This window comes from Variovorax sp. HJSM1_2, from assembly GCF_049316285.1.
Taxonomy (GTDB): Bacteria; Pseudomonadota; Gammaproteobacteria; order Burkholderiales; family Burkholderiaceae_C; genus Rhodoferax_B.
Window position 1 is genome coordinate 149848 of record NZ_JBMOXA010000012.1, and the last position, 13715, is coordinate 163562.

7 protein-coding genes are annotated in these 13715 nt (G+C 63.3%); 2 read left to right on the forward strand and 5 right to left on the reverse strand.

Annotated features, from left to right (window positions below):
- Nucleotides 1–18: 18 nt before the first annotated feature.
- A complete protein-coding gene (locus tag ACFQ95_RS15350) occupies nucleotides 19–1905 on the reverse strand; it encodes a TRAP transporter large permease subunit (protein WP_422832345.1) in 1887 nt (628 codons plus the stop codon).
- A gap of 107 nt (nucleotides 1906–2012) precedes the next feature.
- Complete coding sequence (locus ACFQ95_RS15355; protein ID WP_422832346.1) at nucleotides 2013–3032, reverse strand: TRAP transporter substrate-binding protein; 1020 nt, start codon at nucleotides 3030–3032, stop codon at nucleotides 2013–2015.
- Nucleotides 3033–3167: 135 nt separating this feature from the next.
- On the opposite strand from ACFQ95_RS15355, the gene ACFQ95_RS15360 reads away from it, so the two are divergent.
- Together ACFQ95_RS15360 and ACFQ95_RS15365 are read left to right on the forward strand one after the other, a co-directional pair.
- Nucleotides 3168–4238: a LacI family DNA-binding transcriptional regulator gene (locus ACFQ95_RS15360; protein WP_422832347.1), complete on the forward strand. Its 1071-nt coding sequence runs from the start codon at nucleotides 3168–3170 to the stop codon at nucleotides 4236–4238.
- Nucleotides 4239–4791: 553 nt separating this feature from the next.
- Nucleotides 4792–5781, forward strand: a complete 990-nt coding sequence (locus ACFQ95_RS15365; protein WP_422832348.1) for a hypothetical protein — start codon at nucleotides 4792–4794, stop codon at nucleotides 5779–5781.
- Nucleotides 5782–6156: 375 nt separating this feature from the next.
- Here ACFQ95_RS15365 and ACFQ95_RS15370 read toward each other — a convergent pair whose 3' ends face one another.
- The 3 genes from ACFQ95_RS15370 to ACFQ95_RS15380 all read right to left on the reverse strand — a co-directional run bounded on the left by ACFQ95_RS15370 (nucleotide 6157) and on the right by ACFQ95_RS15380 (nucleotide 13673).
- Nucleotides 6157–8475 (reverse strand): diguanylate cyclase domain-containing protein, encoded by a 2319-nt coding sequence (locus tag ACFQ95_RS15370; protein ID WP_422832349.1) that lies wholly within the window; start codon nucleotides 8473–8475, stop codon nucleotides 6157–6159.
- A gap of 178 nt (nucleotides 8476–8653) precedes the next feature.
- A complete protein-coding gene (locus ACFQ95_RS15375) occupies nucleotides 8654–11701 on the reverse strand; it encodes a response regulator (RefSeq protein ID WP_422832351.1) in 3048 nt (1015 codons plus the stop codon).
- Nucleotides 11702–11876: 175 nt separating this feature from the next.
- Nucleotides 11877–13673 (reverse strand): ATP-binding cassette domain-containing protein, encoded by a 1797-nt coding sequence (locus ACFQ95_RS15380; RefSeq protein ID WP_422832353.1) that lies wholly within the window; start codon nucleotides 13671–13673, stop codon nucleotides 11877–11879.
- Nucleotides 13674–13715 lie beyond the last annotated feature (42 nt).

Sequence of the window (13715 nt, forward strand, 5' to 3'; positions counted from 1 at the left end):
TGGTGTGAGGGTGGGTGATTACGTTTTGAGGAAACCGGTGGAGAACCACGGCACAGCGGCCACCAGCAGCAGGCCCACGAGCAGCGCCGCCATATAGCCCCAGATGTATTTCATGCCTTCGGTGGGCTCGACCTTGCTGACCGCGCAGGCGCCGTAGTAACCCACACCAATCGGCGGCGCGAACAGGCCTATGCCCATCGCAAAAATCACCACCATGGCGTAGTGCACTTCATGCACACCCACGGCCTTGGCAATGGGGAACAGCAGCGGGCCAAACAACACGATGGCGGGAATGCCTTCGAGCACACAACCCAGCACGATGAAAGCGACGATGGACACCGCCAGGAAGCCGTAGCTGCCGCCCGGAAGCGACGCCATGATCTTGGCCAGATCGGTGGAAAAACCCGACTGCGTGAGGCCCCAGGCCATGGCCGTGGCACAGCCCACGATGAGCATGATGGCGCCCGACAGGGAAGCGGTTTCGATCAGCATGGGGCGCAGGCGGCGCCAGTCGAACTGGCGGTAGAAGATCAGCCCGGCCAGCACCGAATACACCACACCTATGGTCGACACCTCGGTGGCCGTGGCCACCCCTTCAACCACCGCCGCGCGGATCACAAACGGCAAGGCCACCGCTGGCAGCGCCACCCAGAACAGCCGGGCGATTTCGCGTTTGGGCACACGTTGGATGCCGCTCAGATCTTCATTGCGGTAACGCCACCACACCACCGAACAAAGGCACAGGCCCAGCACCACGGCGGGCAACATGCCGCCGGTGAACAGCGCCGCAATCGACACCCCGGTGACCGAACCAATGGTGATGAGCACGATGGACGGCGGAATGGTTTCGGTCTGCGCGCCGGTGGCCGAAAGCAGCGCCACCAGGTCGCCGGGCTTGGCGCCGCGTTTTTTCATCTCGGGGAACAACACCGGCGCAATCGCCGCCATGTCGGCGATCTTCGAGCCGGAGATGCCGGAGATCAGATACATGGCGCCGATCAACACATACGACAGGCCGCCGCGCACATGGCCCAGCAGGCTGGCCAGGAAGCCAATCATGGCACGCGCCATGCCGGTCATCTCGATCAACGCACCCAGGAAGATGAACAGCGGCACCGCCAACAGGATGAGGTGCGACATGCCTTCGTCCAGGCGGCCCACCATCACCAGCATGGGGGTTTGTGTGGTCAGCGCCAGATAACCAAACGTGGCCAGTGCAAACGAGAACGCAATCGGCACACCGGCGAACACACAGCCCGCCACCACACACACAAAAAACACAATCAGGTTGAGTTTGCCCAGGCTGGCAAACACCGGCTGCGCCAGCCAGAACGCCGCCACCAGCGCGGCGGTGACGCCCACGGCCACGGCAATCTGCCGCAGCGTGCTGAGTTTGAACAGCCGCAGCAGCGCCGCCAGCATCATCAGCAACATGCCCGCAGGAATGGCCGAGGCGCGCCAGGCGTTGCTGATCTCCAGTGCGGGCGTGATGATGAAGTGTTCTTCTTCGGCGTATTCGTAGGCCGGCCACAACACCAGCGCCAGAAAGGCCAGGGCGGCGGTGATGGCCACCGCATCCAGCATGGCGCGCGTGCCGGGCTTGGCACTGTTCACCAGTGCGGCCATGCGCATGTGTTCACCCCGGCGCAAGGCCACCACGGCGCCCAGCATGGACAGCCACAGGAACAGGATGGAGGCCAGTTCATCCGACCACACCAGCGGCGCGTGGAACACATAACGCGCCACCACACCGGCGAACAGCACCACGATCTCGACCAGCACAATGGCCGCCGCCGCCGACTCCATCACCACACCAAAACCCTGGTCCAGCCGGCGTGCAAGCGGGCTGAACGGATTGGCTGGCGGGGCGTTTTTTTCTAGCGCGGGATCAGAGGGCAGGGACATGGCGCGGGGGTACTTTCACGGGTGTGATCGAGGTCATCAAACAGACAAGGCGGCGGCGGGGCGCTTGACCAAGCGCCCACTGCCGCAAGCCAGCGAAGCAGCAGCAGTTAAGCCAGCTTGCCCACGGCTTTTTCGAGCAGGGCCCAGGCTTCGTCGCCGAAACGGCCCTTCCACTCGCCGTAGAAACCGGCTTCGCGCAGCTTGGCGCGGAAGCTGTCGGCCGTGGGGCGGTTGATGCTCAGGCCCTTGGCCTGCAGGTCGCCGACCACCGATTCGTTGAGCTTCTTGATGTCTTCGCGCTGGGCCAGGCCGGCGTCGTTGATGGCGGCCGAGACAATGGTCTTGAGGTCGGCCGGCAGGCGTTCCCAGGTGCGGCCGTTGGCGATGAACCAGTAGCCGTCCCAGATGTGATTGGTGAGCGAGCAGTACTTCTGCACCTCATACAGCTTGGCCACCTGGATGATGGGCAGCGGGTTTTCTTGCGCATCGACAATCTTGGTCTGCAGCGAAGAGTAGACCTCGCTGAACTGCAGGCTGGTGGGCGCGGCGCCCAGGCCCTTGAACATGCTGATGGACAGCGGGCTCACCGGCACACGGATCTTCAGGCCGTCCAGGTCTTTGGCGGTGCTCACCGGCGCCTTGCTGCTGGTGGTTTGGCGGAAGCCGTTGTCCCACATCTTTTCAAACGTGTGCAGGCGCATCTTGGCAATCGCCGCACGCACGTGGGCGCCCAGACCACCGTCCATCGCGCCCCACACCTGGTTGTAGTCGGAGAACGCAAAACCCACGGCGTTGATCGCGGCCACCGGCACCAGCGTGGCGATCACCAGGGCGGATGGGGTGAAGAAGTCGATGCCGCCCGAGCGCACCTGCGACAGCATGTCGGTGTCACCGCCGAGCTGGTTGTTCGGGAAGATCTTGATGTCTACACGACCCTTGGTTTCCTTCAGGATGCGGTCCATCGCTTCTTGCGCGCGGATGTTCAGCGGGTGGGTGACGGGCAGGTTGTTGCCGTACTTCAGCGTGAACTCGGCCGTTTGCGCCATGACCGGCAAGGCGCCCGCAACCCCGGCGACGGGAACGGCGGACAAGGTACGCAACAGGCTGCGGCGGGTGACTTGGGTCATGGTGTCTCCTAATGAAATGTTGATGCGTTTTGATGCATCATTTGTCTTGGTTTATCTGCTTTTCGTCTTGCAAGATGCCGAACAATATGGATTCATACGGCTAATGTCAAACTTAAAAATGATGGAATTTGATGTATGAATACGGGTAAACCCGCGCCGTTTGCTGCAACCAAGGCCGCCCTGTTGCCCGATGTGGCGCGGCTTGCAGGCGTCTCTACCGCCACCGTGGACCGCGTGCTCAACCGCCGCCCCGGTGTACGCCCGGCCACCGTGGAGCGTGTGCTCAAGGCCGCCGCCGAACTCAAGTACCTGCCCGAAAACGACCTCTACGCCGCGCTGGCACCGCAGCCCATGCGCTTGGCGTTTTTGCTGCCCGCCGGCACCAACCGCTTCATCCGCATGATGGGCGACACCGTGGGTTATCTGCACGAACACTGGGCGCCCTACAACGTGCGTTGCCACGTCGACTACATCGAAAGCTTCAACCCCGAAGAACTCGCGCGCAGCGTGCTGCGCGCGGGCGAACGTGCCGATGGTGTGGCCTTCATGGCACTGGAACACCCAGCGGTGCGTGAGGCGGTGAACAGCCTGGCCGAACGCAAGGTGCCCACGGTGACCTTGATCTCCGACATCTCCAACACCCTGCGCACCGCCTATGTGGGGCTGGACAACCGCGCCGCCGGCCGCACCGCCGCCTACCTCATAGGCCGCTTCATCGGCCCACGCGCCAACCACACCACCGCCAAGGTGGCCATGATTGCGGGCAGCCTGAGCTACCGCGCACACGAGGAACGCGAGGCCGGTTTTCTGCAACTGTTCCAGGAGCAGTTTCCGGGCATTGAAGTGGTCGGCCTGCGCGAAGGCCACGACGATGCACGCAAGAACTACGAACAGATGAAGGTGCTGCTGGAACAACACCCCGATCTGGCCGGCATCTACAACATCGGCGGTGCATCAGACGGTGTAGGCCGTGCATTGGAAGAGGCCGGCCTGGAGCACAAGGTCGTGTTCGTTGGCCACGGCCTCTCGCCCGACACCCGTGCGCTGCTGATACGCGGCAGCATGGACGCGGTGATCACCCAAAGCCCACAAACGGCGATGACCAGCTGTGTGCGCATCTTCACCAATGTGCGCGATGGGCTGGAGCCGCTGGGGGGGGTGGAAGTGGCGCGCAGCCAGGTGATTTTTAGAGAGAACTTGCCTTAGGGGTTGGGGGTGCGGGGGGAGGAGTGATTTGCGCGGATGGCTGCTGCAGGCTGGTCTGAGACATTGGGCCGCTCACCGGGAATGGCGGCGGCCGCTCAAAGCGGTCAATCGCCAGCTGCAGTCTAGATCGTCTGCAGCACATCCAACACCGGTCAGTCGACCGCTGCCCGCCGAGTCGTGGCTCACGAGGGACTTCTTGCGCCCTGGGTCATCGGCTGTACCCGAACCACTTCAGCCATCACGCTGGCTCGACGAACTCGCGCTGACGGCGGGGTTAGGTTGTTTGCCTGCGTAACTACTCGATATCGGTTTGCCATCACGATCATTAACAAGGCGCGTCAGTTCGATGGCGTATTGACAGAGCTATCCGCCTGAATTCAACTTTAGTTTTGAATGATTGTTAGGAAGTTATCCGCCGCCACATTTGTCAGTATGACCACTCCGCTGGTCTCGTTCGGCACACTGAGCCAGACTGGGTCTACGGAGTAGATTAGATTACGAGCCAGTCAAAGTTTGATACCCAACTAGGTCAGCGATGCACCAGGAGGAATATATGTTCCATGAAGCAAACAAGGCTCAGCAGATCACGGCGACCGCCCTGACTTTCGGAGTCGAGGATCAGACAACAAAGTCGGCTGCATTGCTATTTAAATACGTTACGCCATTAATAAACTCAACCGGCATTCCTTTCGAACTGATTCCACCGTTTTTGGCGCATTCCGAGAGTTTGACTGGATTCCGGGATATCGAACATTCCATTCTTGAAGCGCTCTTTTTGTCAGGATACGAATCACTGATTGAAAAAAAAATGGAAATGGTTGGATATGACGGTCACCCCATCTATCAGTTTTACCATCGCCGCCCCGGAAAAGACGAAGAAATAGATACGTGCATCGCGTCACTCGTAAATTCAAATGCGCCGCTCCCCGTAGATTTCGAGGATACGCATGAACGTACATTCAGAGACTTTCTGTTCTCTGTTAATTTCAAGTCGGCAAGTGCAAGCGCCTTCGGCTTCGACCTTCTTGGTGAAGCAGACAAGGATACCAACGATGTGTTGGTGACACTGGTTGATGTTCCTTGGGTTAACTTATCGACCACCCCATGGGCACAAATCATGGAATTCAGAAAGGACACCGATGCGGTTGATAAGTTCAGGGCCTTCCGCCAATTCGTGAGACAGAACTATAGCGGTAAGAGTCCGACGTTCATTGAAGACGATCTACTGACACGCTTGCGCCAATTCGAAGCGATCCGCAAGAAGCACGGGTTTGAGCTTCAAAATTCAGTCGTGCGTTCTGTATTGAATTCGAAATACATCGCAGCCGGAGGGCTGGGTGGAATCATGGCTTGGCTTTTCGGCAATATTCCGGATAGTGGTATTGCTGGAAGCGCCGCTCTACTGGCTGGCGTTGCAGTTGAGGTCGCAAACGTCGGACTCACAGTGCGCTCTGCGAACTTCGAGCTAAAGCAGAAGATTGATGGCGCCGAACTGAGTTATGTGATTGCCGCCCGAGATAGGTTGGGAGCGAAAATTTCTTGATTGATCTTCCCACGCTATTTGCTTTGCCCGCTCTGGGTTTCCGAGCTAGTCGCGCCTATCAACCGAGTCGTCCGAAAGTCGGCCTCCTAGCTCACGAATGTGAAAAATCTTCGACCGCTTTGAGTCGAGGCTGCGCGGCCGAATAGTAGAGAAGTGGTCACTGGCGACGCGAGGACCGCCTCGTGAGAGTTCTACGACTGCAGTACCTCGTAAAGCAGCCAGCCGGACCATCGGCTGGTCGTCGGACCCAACGACCGCTTGCCGCCAGAAAGCGAGAGTATGCGCGGCGACGATCACTGATCGCAATCGCTGCAAATCAGTCCAAGCAAATTGCGCCACGCGCCCCGCGGCACCACAAACTCGATGAACACCCATTCATCCCACAGTTTCAACATCCTTCGCCACCTCAAACCGATTACGCCCCGCGTCCTTAGCCTCGTACAGCGCGGCGTCTGCTGCCTTCAGGAAGTCCTCGGGCGAAAGACCAGCAATTGGAACCCAGCTTGCAACACCAATGCTGAGCGACACCCATGGCGACACCGGTGATGCATCGTGGGGGATTTGTGCTGCTTGCACCGCTGCCACACAACGCTGTGCCACCACGGCCGCAGCCGCTGCGTCGCTGCCCGGCAGCAGCAGAGAGAACTCTTCGCCGCCGTAGCGCGCCACCAGTTCGCCCGAGCGTTTGACACATTTCTTCAGGATCTGCGCGACGCCGGCCAGCGCAGCGTCGCCGCCCTGGTGGCCGTAGTGGTCGTTGTATTTCTTGAAGTGGTCAATGTCTATCATCAACAGGCCCAGCGGCAAACCCTGCCGCGCGCAACGCTGCCATTCGTCGTGCAGGGTTTTGTCAAACAGGCGGCGGTTGCCCACACCCGTCAGGCCATCGGTCACGGTGAGCAGTTCCAGCTGTTCGTTGACCCGCTTCAGCTCGAACTCTGCGGCCTTGCGTGCGTCCACGTCCCTGAAGGTCGCCATCACGCGCAGTGGCTCGTTCTTCGGCCCGCGCTCAATGGCTTCGGCACGCAGGTGCACCCACAGGTAATGCCCGTCGGCGTGACAGACTCGGTACTCGATATCGGCGGTGGCCACTTCTGCTTTGAGCATCTTCTGCAGCACCAAATTCGTCTGTTCCACATCATCGGGATGGCGCAAGGCAATCCACTGCGGAAAGCTGAGCGCAACCGCGCCAGGCTTCAGGCCCAACACCTCATACGCACGGTCGTTGAACAACACCTCGTCGGTGGTCACGTGCCAGTCGACCAGCCCCATATTGCCGGTCTCCATGGCCAACGCCAGGCGCTGTTCTGAATCACGCAATGCGGCATCGGTCTGCATACGTTCGGTGATGTCCAGGTGGGTGCCCAGTATGCGCACCGGCGCGCCGTGCTGGTCGACCTCCATCACCAGGATGTGCGCCAATACCCAGATCACCCGGCCGTCTTTGTGCAGCATGCGGTGCATCACGCGATAGGGCTTGAAGCTGGTTTTCAGATGCCCCTGAAAACCGACATAGACGGACTTCAAATCGTCGGGGTGCACCAGGCTTCGGCAGTGCTCAACAGACAGTTCCACCTCGCCGTAGCGGTAGCCCAGCATTTCCAGCTCTCTGTCGTTCACGGTCAGGGCGTTTAAATCCAGGCGCAGGTCCCACAGGCCCAGGCCGGCGCTCTCCAGACCAAACTCCAGGCGCAAAGCGTTCTCGCGCTCCAGCCGCGCGCGCTCCTGGGCGCCCAGGCTGGCGGTCTCGGCTCTTCGCTGCGCCAGAAAGAGGGCGGCCACACTGCCCACCGCGACCAGAACAAACAACGCCACACCCAACAAACGATTAACCTGCCAGCCCGCGTAGATGGCCGAGGGCTTGCGGCTCAGCTGCACCACCAACGGCGCGTCCATGCGCAGCGGCACCGGCGCTGCGGTGCGCAGCACCGTCATGCGTTCATCATCGGTTGCGCCCTCGAAGGTGGACTCTTCCCGGCCACTGGCCACGTGCTGGCTGAACAGCGACTTGCCGTCATGCAGATCACTGCCCAGCACCACTTCGTCGTGCCGCGCATCAACAAACACGCGGCCCGCGCTGTGCACCAGGCTGGCCTGCATGTCGGGGGCATAAAGCACCGCCTTGGCCAGGGTTTCAAAATATCTGGGATTGAGGCTGGCCGTGACGACGCCGGCGAACTTTCCGTTGTTGGCCAAAACGGCCTTGCTCAGATTGACCGAGTACACCCCATCTGCAGACCTGAAGGGCGGGCTCACATACATACGGCTGAGGTCGCGGTCTTTCTGCGGTACCGCGAAGTAGGCCAGGTCGCGAAAATTCTTGCCACGTTGCGCGGCCTGATCACTCAGGATGACGGTGCCGGTCGCATCCAGTACAGCGATGCCACGCACCGCCGGCATGGCCTCTGCCAAGGCCTTGAGCCTGGAAGATGCAGGAGGCGCCGCACCCGGGGTGTTGCCGACCAGCGCGTCCCCCAGGTCGGTCAGAGCGTTGTCCACCCCTTCAAACTGGCTCGCCAGGTTTTCGGCCAGGACACTCGCCTGTATCTGCAGGCGGCCGCTCTCCTCTTCGCTGAGGCGTATGTGAGCGAGGTACAACTGAAGAATGCCTAGCCCCAGCGTCAAACCCAGAAAAAAGCCCAGACCTGTCCATGCTTGCTTGAAAAACGTGTGGTTGTCTAAAGAACGTGTCAACGGGGCTCCAGCGGAATCGGAAAAAAGGCATCAAGGGCGCTAGGGTCTGCACCTGCCCTCATGGTTTATCGGCGCGGATCAATTCAACTTGACCATTGGCTATGCGGTACATCGCAGTCTGGCGGTTTTGCCACGTGGCGCGGGCTGGTCCTGGCGCGCCCATTCGGCCTGTTAACCGTCAGGCGCTGGCGTAGTGGGCGCTCCAGCGGTCCAGCGCATCCAGCGCCTCGTCGAAACGGTAGTCGCCCACGGCCTGCATCACCTCCTCCAGGACCACATGTACGGTGCTGCCGGCGGTGGCCGCGCGCAGCGCCTCACCGAGGTTCAGGGCATAGGGGTCGGATTCCTGCAGCCGCGCACGCAGCTGACCCGCCAGCTCAAGCAGCTGGGCCTTGGCCAGCGCCGGCGCCACCTTGGCCGCAGGCACGCCCGGCGCTTCCACCGGCGCCAGCAACGTGGCCAGGCCGGCGAGCACCGGCGACAGCTCGCGCCCCACACGCGCCAGCGCCGCCATCTGCTGCGCGCGGCCCCGCCCCTGGTTGCAGGCCAGCTCCAGCTCGGTGGCGGCCTCCCAGACGCCGTTGGCGCCGATGGTACCGGCCGTGCCGCGCAGCGTGTGGGCCAGCCGCGCCGCCTGGGTCAGCTCGCCGCCGTCCAGCGCCTGCGTGAAGTCCTGCGAAAAACCCGCGTTGCTGCTGGCGAACTTGTCCAGCATGCGGCGGTACAACTGGGCATTGTTCTGGGTGCGGCGCAGGCCGCCCGCCACGTCTATGCCGGGCAATGCGCCCAGGGTGTTGCTGAGCGGCACCGGCGCGGCCGCCTTGGCCACCGCCGCCGCGCGCCGCAGCTTGGGCCGGATCCAGCGCGCCATGGTGACAAACATCTCGTCCACGTCGATAGGCTTGGTGATGTGGTCGTTCATGCCAGCGGCCAGCACACGCTCGCGGTCGCCGGCCATGGCGTTGGCCGTCATCGCCAGCACCGGCAGCTTGGCCCAGCGCTCCTCGGCGCGGATCGCACGCGTGGCCTCGAAGCCGTCCATCACAGGCATCTGGCAGTCCATCAGCACGCCGTCGAAGTCGCCATCACTCTCCAGCGTATCCAGCGCCTGGCGGCCGTGCTCGGCCACAACCACGTGCAGCCCGGCCTGGCCCAGCAGGTCCAGCGCCAGCTCCTGGTTGAGCGCGTTGTCTTCCACCAGCAGCACGCGCGCGCCGGCCAGCGCGGCCGCCGCCGCGCCCGGCAGCAGCGTAGGCGCTGTCGGCGCTGCCGCCGACTGGGGCGCCAGCACCTCGCCTATGGTCTCCAGCAGCGTGGACGGCGTGACCGGCTTGGTCAGCACGGCCTGCAGCGACACGCCGGCCAAGCGGGCCGACTCCATCACCTCCTCGCGCGCATAGGCGGTCACCATGATGCTGGCGCGCGCATGGTCGACCTTTTGCTCCTGCAGCTGGCGCAAGGCTTCCACGCCACTGATGCCCGGCATCTTCCAGTCCACCAGCAGCAGCTCGTAGGGCGTGCCGCCGCGCGCCGCCTCGGCGGCGGCCTTCACGGCCGCCTCGCCGCTGGTCACGGTGTCCACCTTGAGACCCATCTCGGAGGCCAGTGCAGCCGTGATGTCGCGCGCCATGGCGTTGTCGTCCACCACCAGCGCGCGCAGGCCCTCGATCTGCTGCGCCAGCGGCATGCGCGGCGCGGCCGGCTCGGTGGTCTCGTTCTGGCGCACAAAGGGCAGTACAAACTGGAAACACGAGCCCTTGCCGGGTTGGCTGTCGGCCCAGATCCGCCCATCCATGTGCTGGACCAGATGGCGCGAGATGGCCAGACCCAGGCCGGTGCCGCCGTAGCGGCGCGACGTGGAGCTGTCGGCCTGCGTGAAGGACTCGAACACCTTCTCGACCTGGGCGGCCGTCATGCCTATGCCGGTGTCGCGCACATGGAATTGCAGCTCGGCATGGCCGCTATCGCTGCGCAGCGCACGCACACCCACCGTGACCTCGCCGCGGTCGGTGAACTTGACGGCGTTGTTGACCAGATTGAGCAGCACCTGGCCCAGGCGCAGCGGATCACCCACCAGCAGGGTCGGCACCTCGCTGGGCAGGTCGAACACCAGCTCCAGGTCCTTCTCGTCGGCCTTGAAGCCGACCTGGTTGGCCAGGTCGGCCAGCACCTGGTCAAGGCGAAACGGCACCTGCTCTATGGTCAGCTTGCCGGCCTCGATCTTCGAGAAATCCAGGATGTCGTTGATGATGCCGAGCAGGCCCTTGGCCGCGCGGTGCGCCTTCTCCACGTAGTTGCGCTGGCGCGGCGTGAGGTCGGTCTGCAGCGCCAGCAGCGACATGCCTATGATGGCGTTCATGGGTGTGCGGATCTCGTGGCTCATGTTGGCCAGGAAATCGCTCTTGGCCTGCGCCGCCTGCTCGGCCTGCTCCTTGGCCACCATGAGGTCACGCATGAGCTCGGAGTTGCGCTCGCTCATGCGTGCGTCCAGCACGGTCAGCAGGATGGTGAAGCCCAGCACCACAAAGGCCAACACGCTGACCGCGGCCGCCAGGCCGGTACCCGGCACGCCCCAGGCGCTGGGCACACTGATGCAGTTGTCGGCAAAACGCGCCGCCGCCATGCCGGTGTAGTGCATGGCCGCCACGGTGCAGCCCATGACCAACGCACCCAGCGCGCGCGTCCAGGTCGAGCCGGCCTGGCGTGCATGGCGGAAGGCCAGCCAGACGCCGGCGATGGACAGGCCCACGGCCACGCCCACGGACACCAGCACCATGCCCCAGTCGAAACGGATAGGCGGCGCCAGTTCAATCGCCAGCATGCCGCTGTAGTGCATGGCGCCTATGCCCGAACCCATGATCACCGAGCCCAGCAGGATGTGGCCGGCGTGCGGCCTGGGCACCTTGCGGATCAGCATCAGCAGGCCGGCCGAGCCCAGCGCTGCCGGCAGCATGGACAGCCCGGTCCACAGCGCCTGGTAGCTGAACTCGATTGGCACGCGCAAGGCCAGCATGCCGACGAAGTGCATGGCCCAGATGCCAAAACCCATGGCCAGCGAGCCACCGGCCAGCCAGCCGCGCCAGGAGTTGTCGCGGCTGTAGGCCAAGCGTCCGGCCAGGCCGAGCGTGGCGTAAGCCGCCACGACCGCGATGGCCACCGATAACGAAACGAGCCAGAAGTTGTAACTGGTGGTCAAGGTTTCGGCCGCTTGGTTTATGAGCAGCAAAGTGTACCTATTTGCTTCATTTTGTGTACATCAGTTTGCCGAGAAGCTTGGCCTCTACATGGCCGCCTAAAAAATCAGCCAGGCCATGGGCCACCGGCTCCAGGGCCTTGCCGGCTTGCCATGGCCGCTTGGGCGGCGCCGTGGTGCTGCAGCAAACCTGAAGCCTGTACCGCCCTCAAGGCGCAGCTTGGAAGGTAGGGACGATCTCGGGCGCACGCCTCGCAAGCACCTCTTCACGCGGCCCCGCATCAACCACATGGCCGGCTTCGACCACCACCACCGTGTCGAAGCGCGCCAGCAGGCTGGGGCGGTGCACCGAGGCCACGATACAGGCGGAGGGAAAGGCTTTGACGATGCGGTCGAACACCAGGCCCTCGGCCTGCGGGTCGAGTGCGCTGGTGGGTTCATCGAGCAGCAGCAGCGAGCTGCCCCGTGCCGCCAGCGCACCACGGGCCAGGGCCAGGCGCTGCCGCTGGCCGCCCGAGAGGTTGCCACCACGTTCATTGAGTGCACTCGCCAGGCCATGGGGCAGGCGTTGCAGCACCTCGTCGAACACCCCCGCATACACCGCAGACTGCAGGGCTGCCGCATCGGCCGGTTCACCGAAGGTAAGGTTTTCTTCCACGCTGGCTTCAAACACCTCGGCCTCTTGCGGGATCAGGGTGGCCAGGGTGCGCAGCTCGGCCCAGTCCACCACCAGACCGTCACGCAATAGTTCACCCTGTTGCGGCAGGTAAAGGCCGGCCAGGCTGCGCAGCAGCGTGCTTTTGCCACCACCGCTGGGGCCTATCAGCGCCACACGTGCACCACGCCGCAGTTGCAGCTCAACCCCTTGCAGGCCGCCACGCGCGTCGTCGGCATAACGCCAGCTGACGCCGCGCAATTGCAGCGTATGCCAGGGCGCGTCGGGCAGCACCGCCGTCACGCCGGCATCGGCATCACCGGGCGCCTGCCAGATCGGCTCGGCACTGCTGTAGTCGGTGTGCATGCGTGCAAAACTCTGGAAGTTCGACGCCATGGCACCGACCACACCCGCAGCCTGTTGCGCGTACTGGTAGATCATGAACACCGTGCCCAGCAGCACCGCCTGCCCGGGCTGGCGCGACTGCAGCACATACACCACCACCAGTATCCAGGTGAGCCCCATGCCCATCAGGTCGACGGCAAACCACTTGCCTTCGTTGACCATGACGGCGCGGCGCAGCGGGGCGATCACCGCGTCCATACGCCGCCCCAGCAGCTTGCGCGAAGCGGCTTGCAGCCGCAGGCCTATCACCGTGCCGGCATTGCCCACGAAGTCGAGCAAAGCTGCGGCGTAACGGCGCTCGGCATCGTTCTCTGCACGCGCGAGCTGCATCAGGATGCGGTCGAAACGCAGGATGATGACGGCGATGAGCACGTAGCCGGTGACCGCAATGGCACCGCTGGTGTGCGACAGCAAGGCCAGCGCCACGATGGGGCCGACGAAGTTGAACGCACTCTGCAGATAGCCAAACTGATTCTGCGCAAAGTCGGACAACGCACGGCTGGCCTGCACCACGCGGTGCTGCAGTTCAGCGGAATGCCTGCCGTCGCGCCAGGCCAGCGGCGCGAAGCTGATGCGCGCATAAAGCTGGTCGGCCAGGCGCTCGCGTACCCGCACACCCACGTTGCGTTCGAGCACGCGGCCCGGTCCGTGCAGCAGCCACGACAACAGGTAAATGCCTATGAGGTAGCTGATCCACCGGCCGGCTGCCGCCAGCTGGTCCTGCTGCAGCGCGTTGATGGCCTGGGCTGCGAGCCAGGGCATGCTCAGGCGCAGCAGTTGCGCAGCCGACAACAGGCCGGCGGCAGCCAGCAACTGGCCCCGCACACCCAACGCATGGCGCCACAGGGCGCGATACAGGTCGCGCGCCGCATGGCCCAGGCCTATGGCCGGCCGGGGCGCCTGCGGCGGTGACAGTGGTTTGGCAGCGGCTTCTGGCTCGGTCATGCGGGTTCCACTCCTTTGCGCTGAGTGGCTGCGTCGAACAAG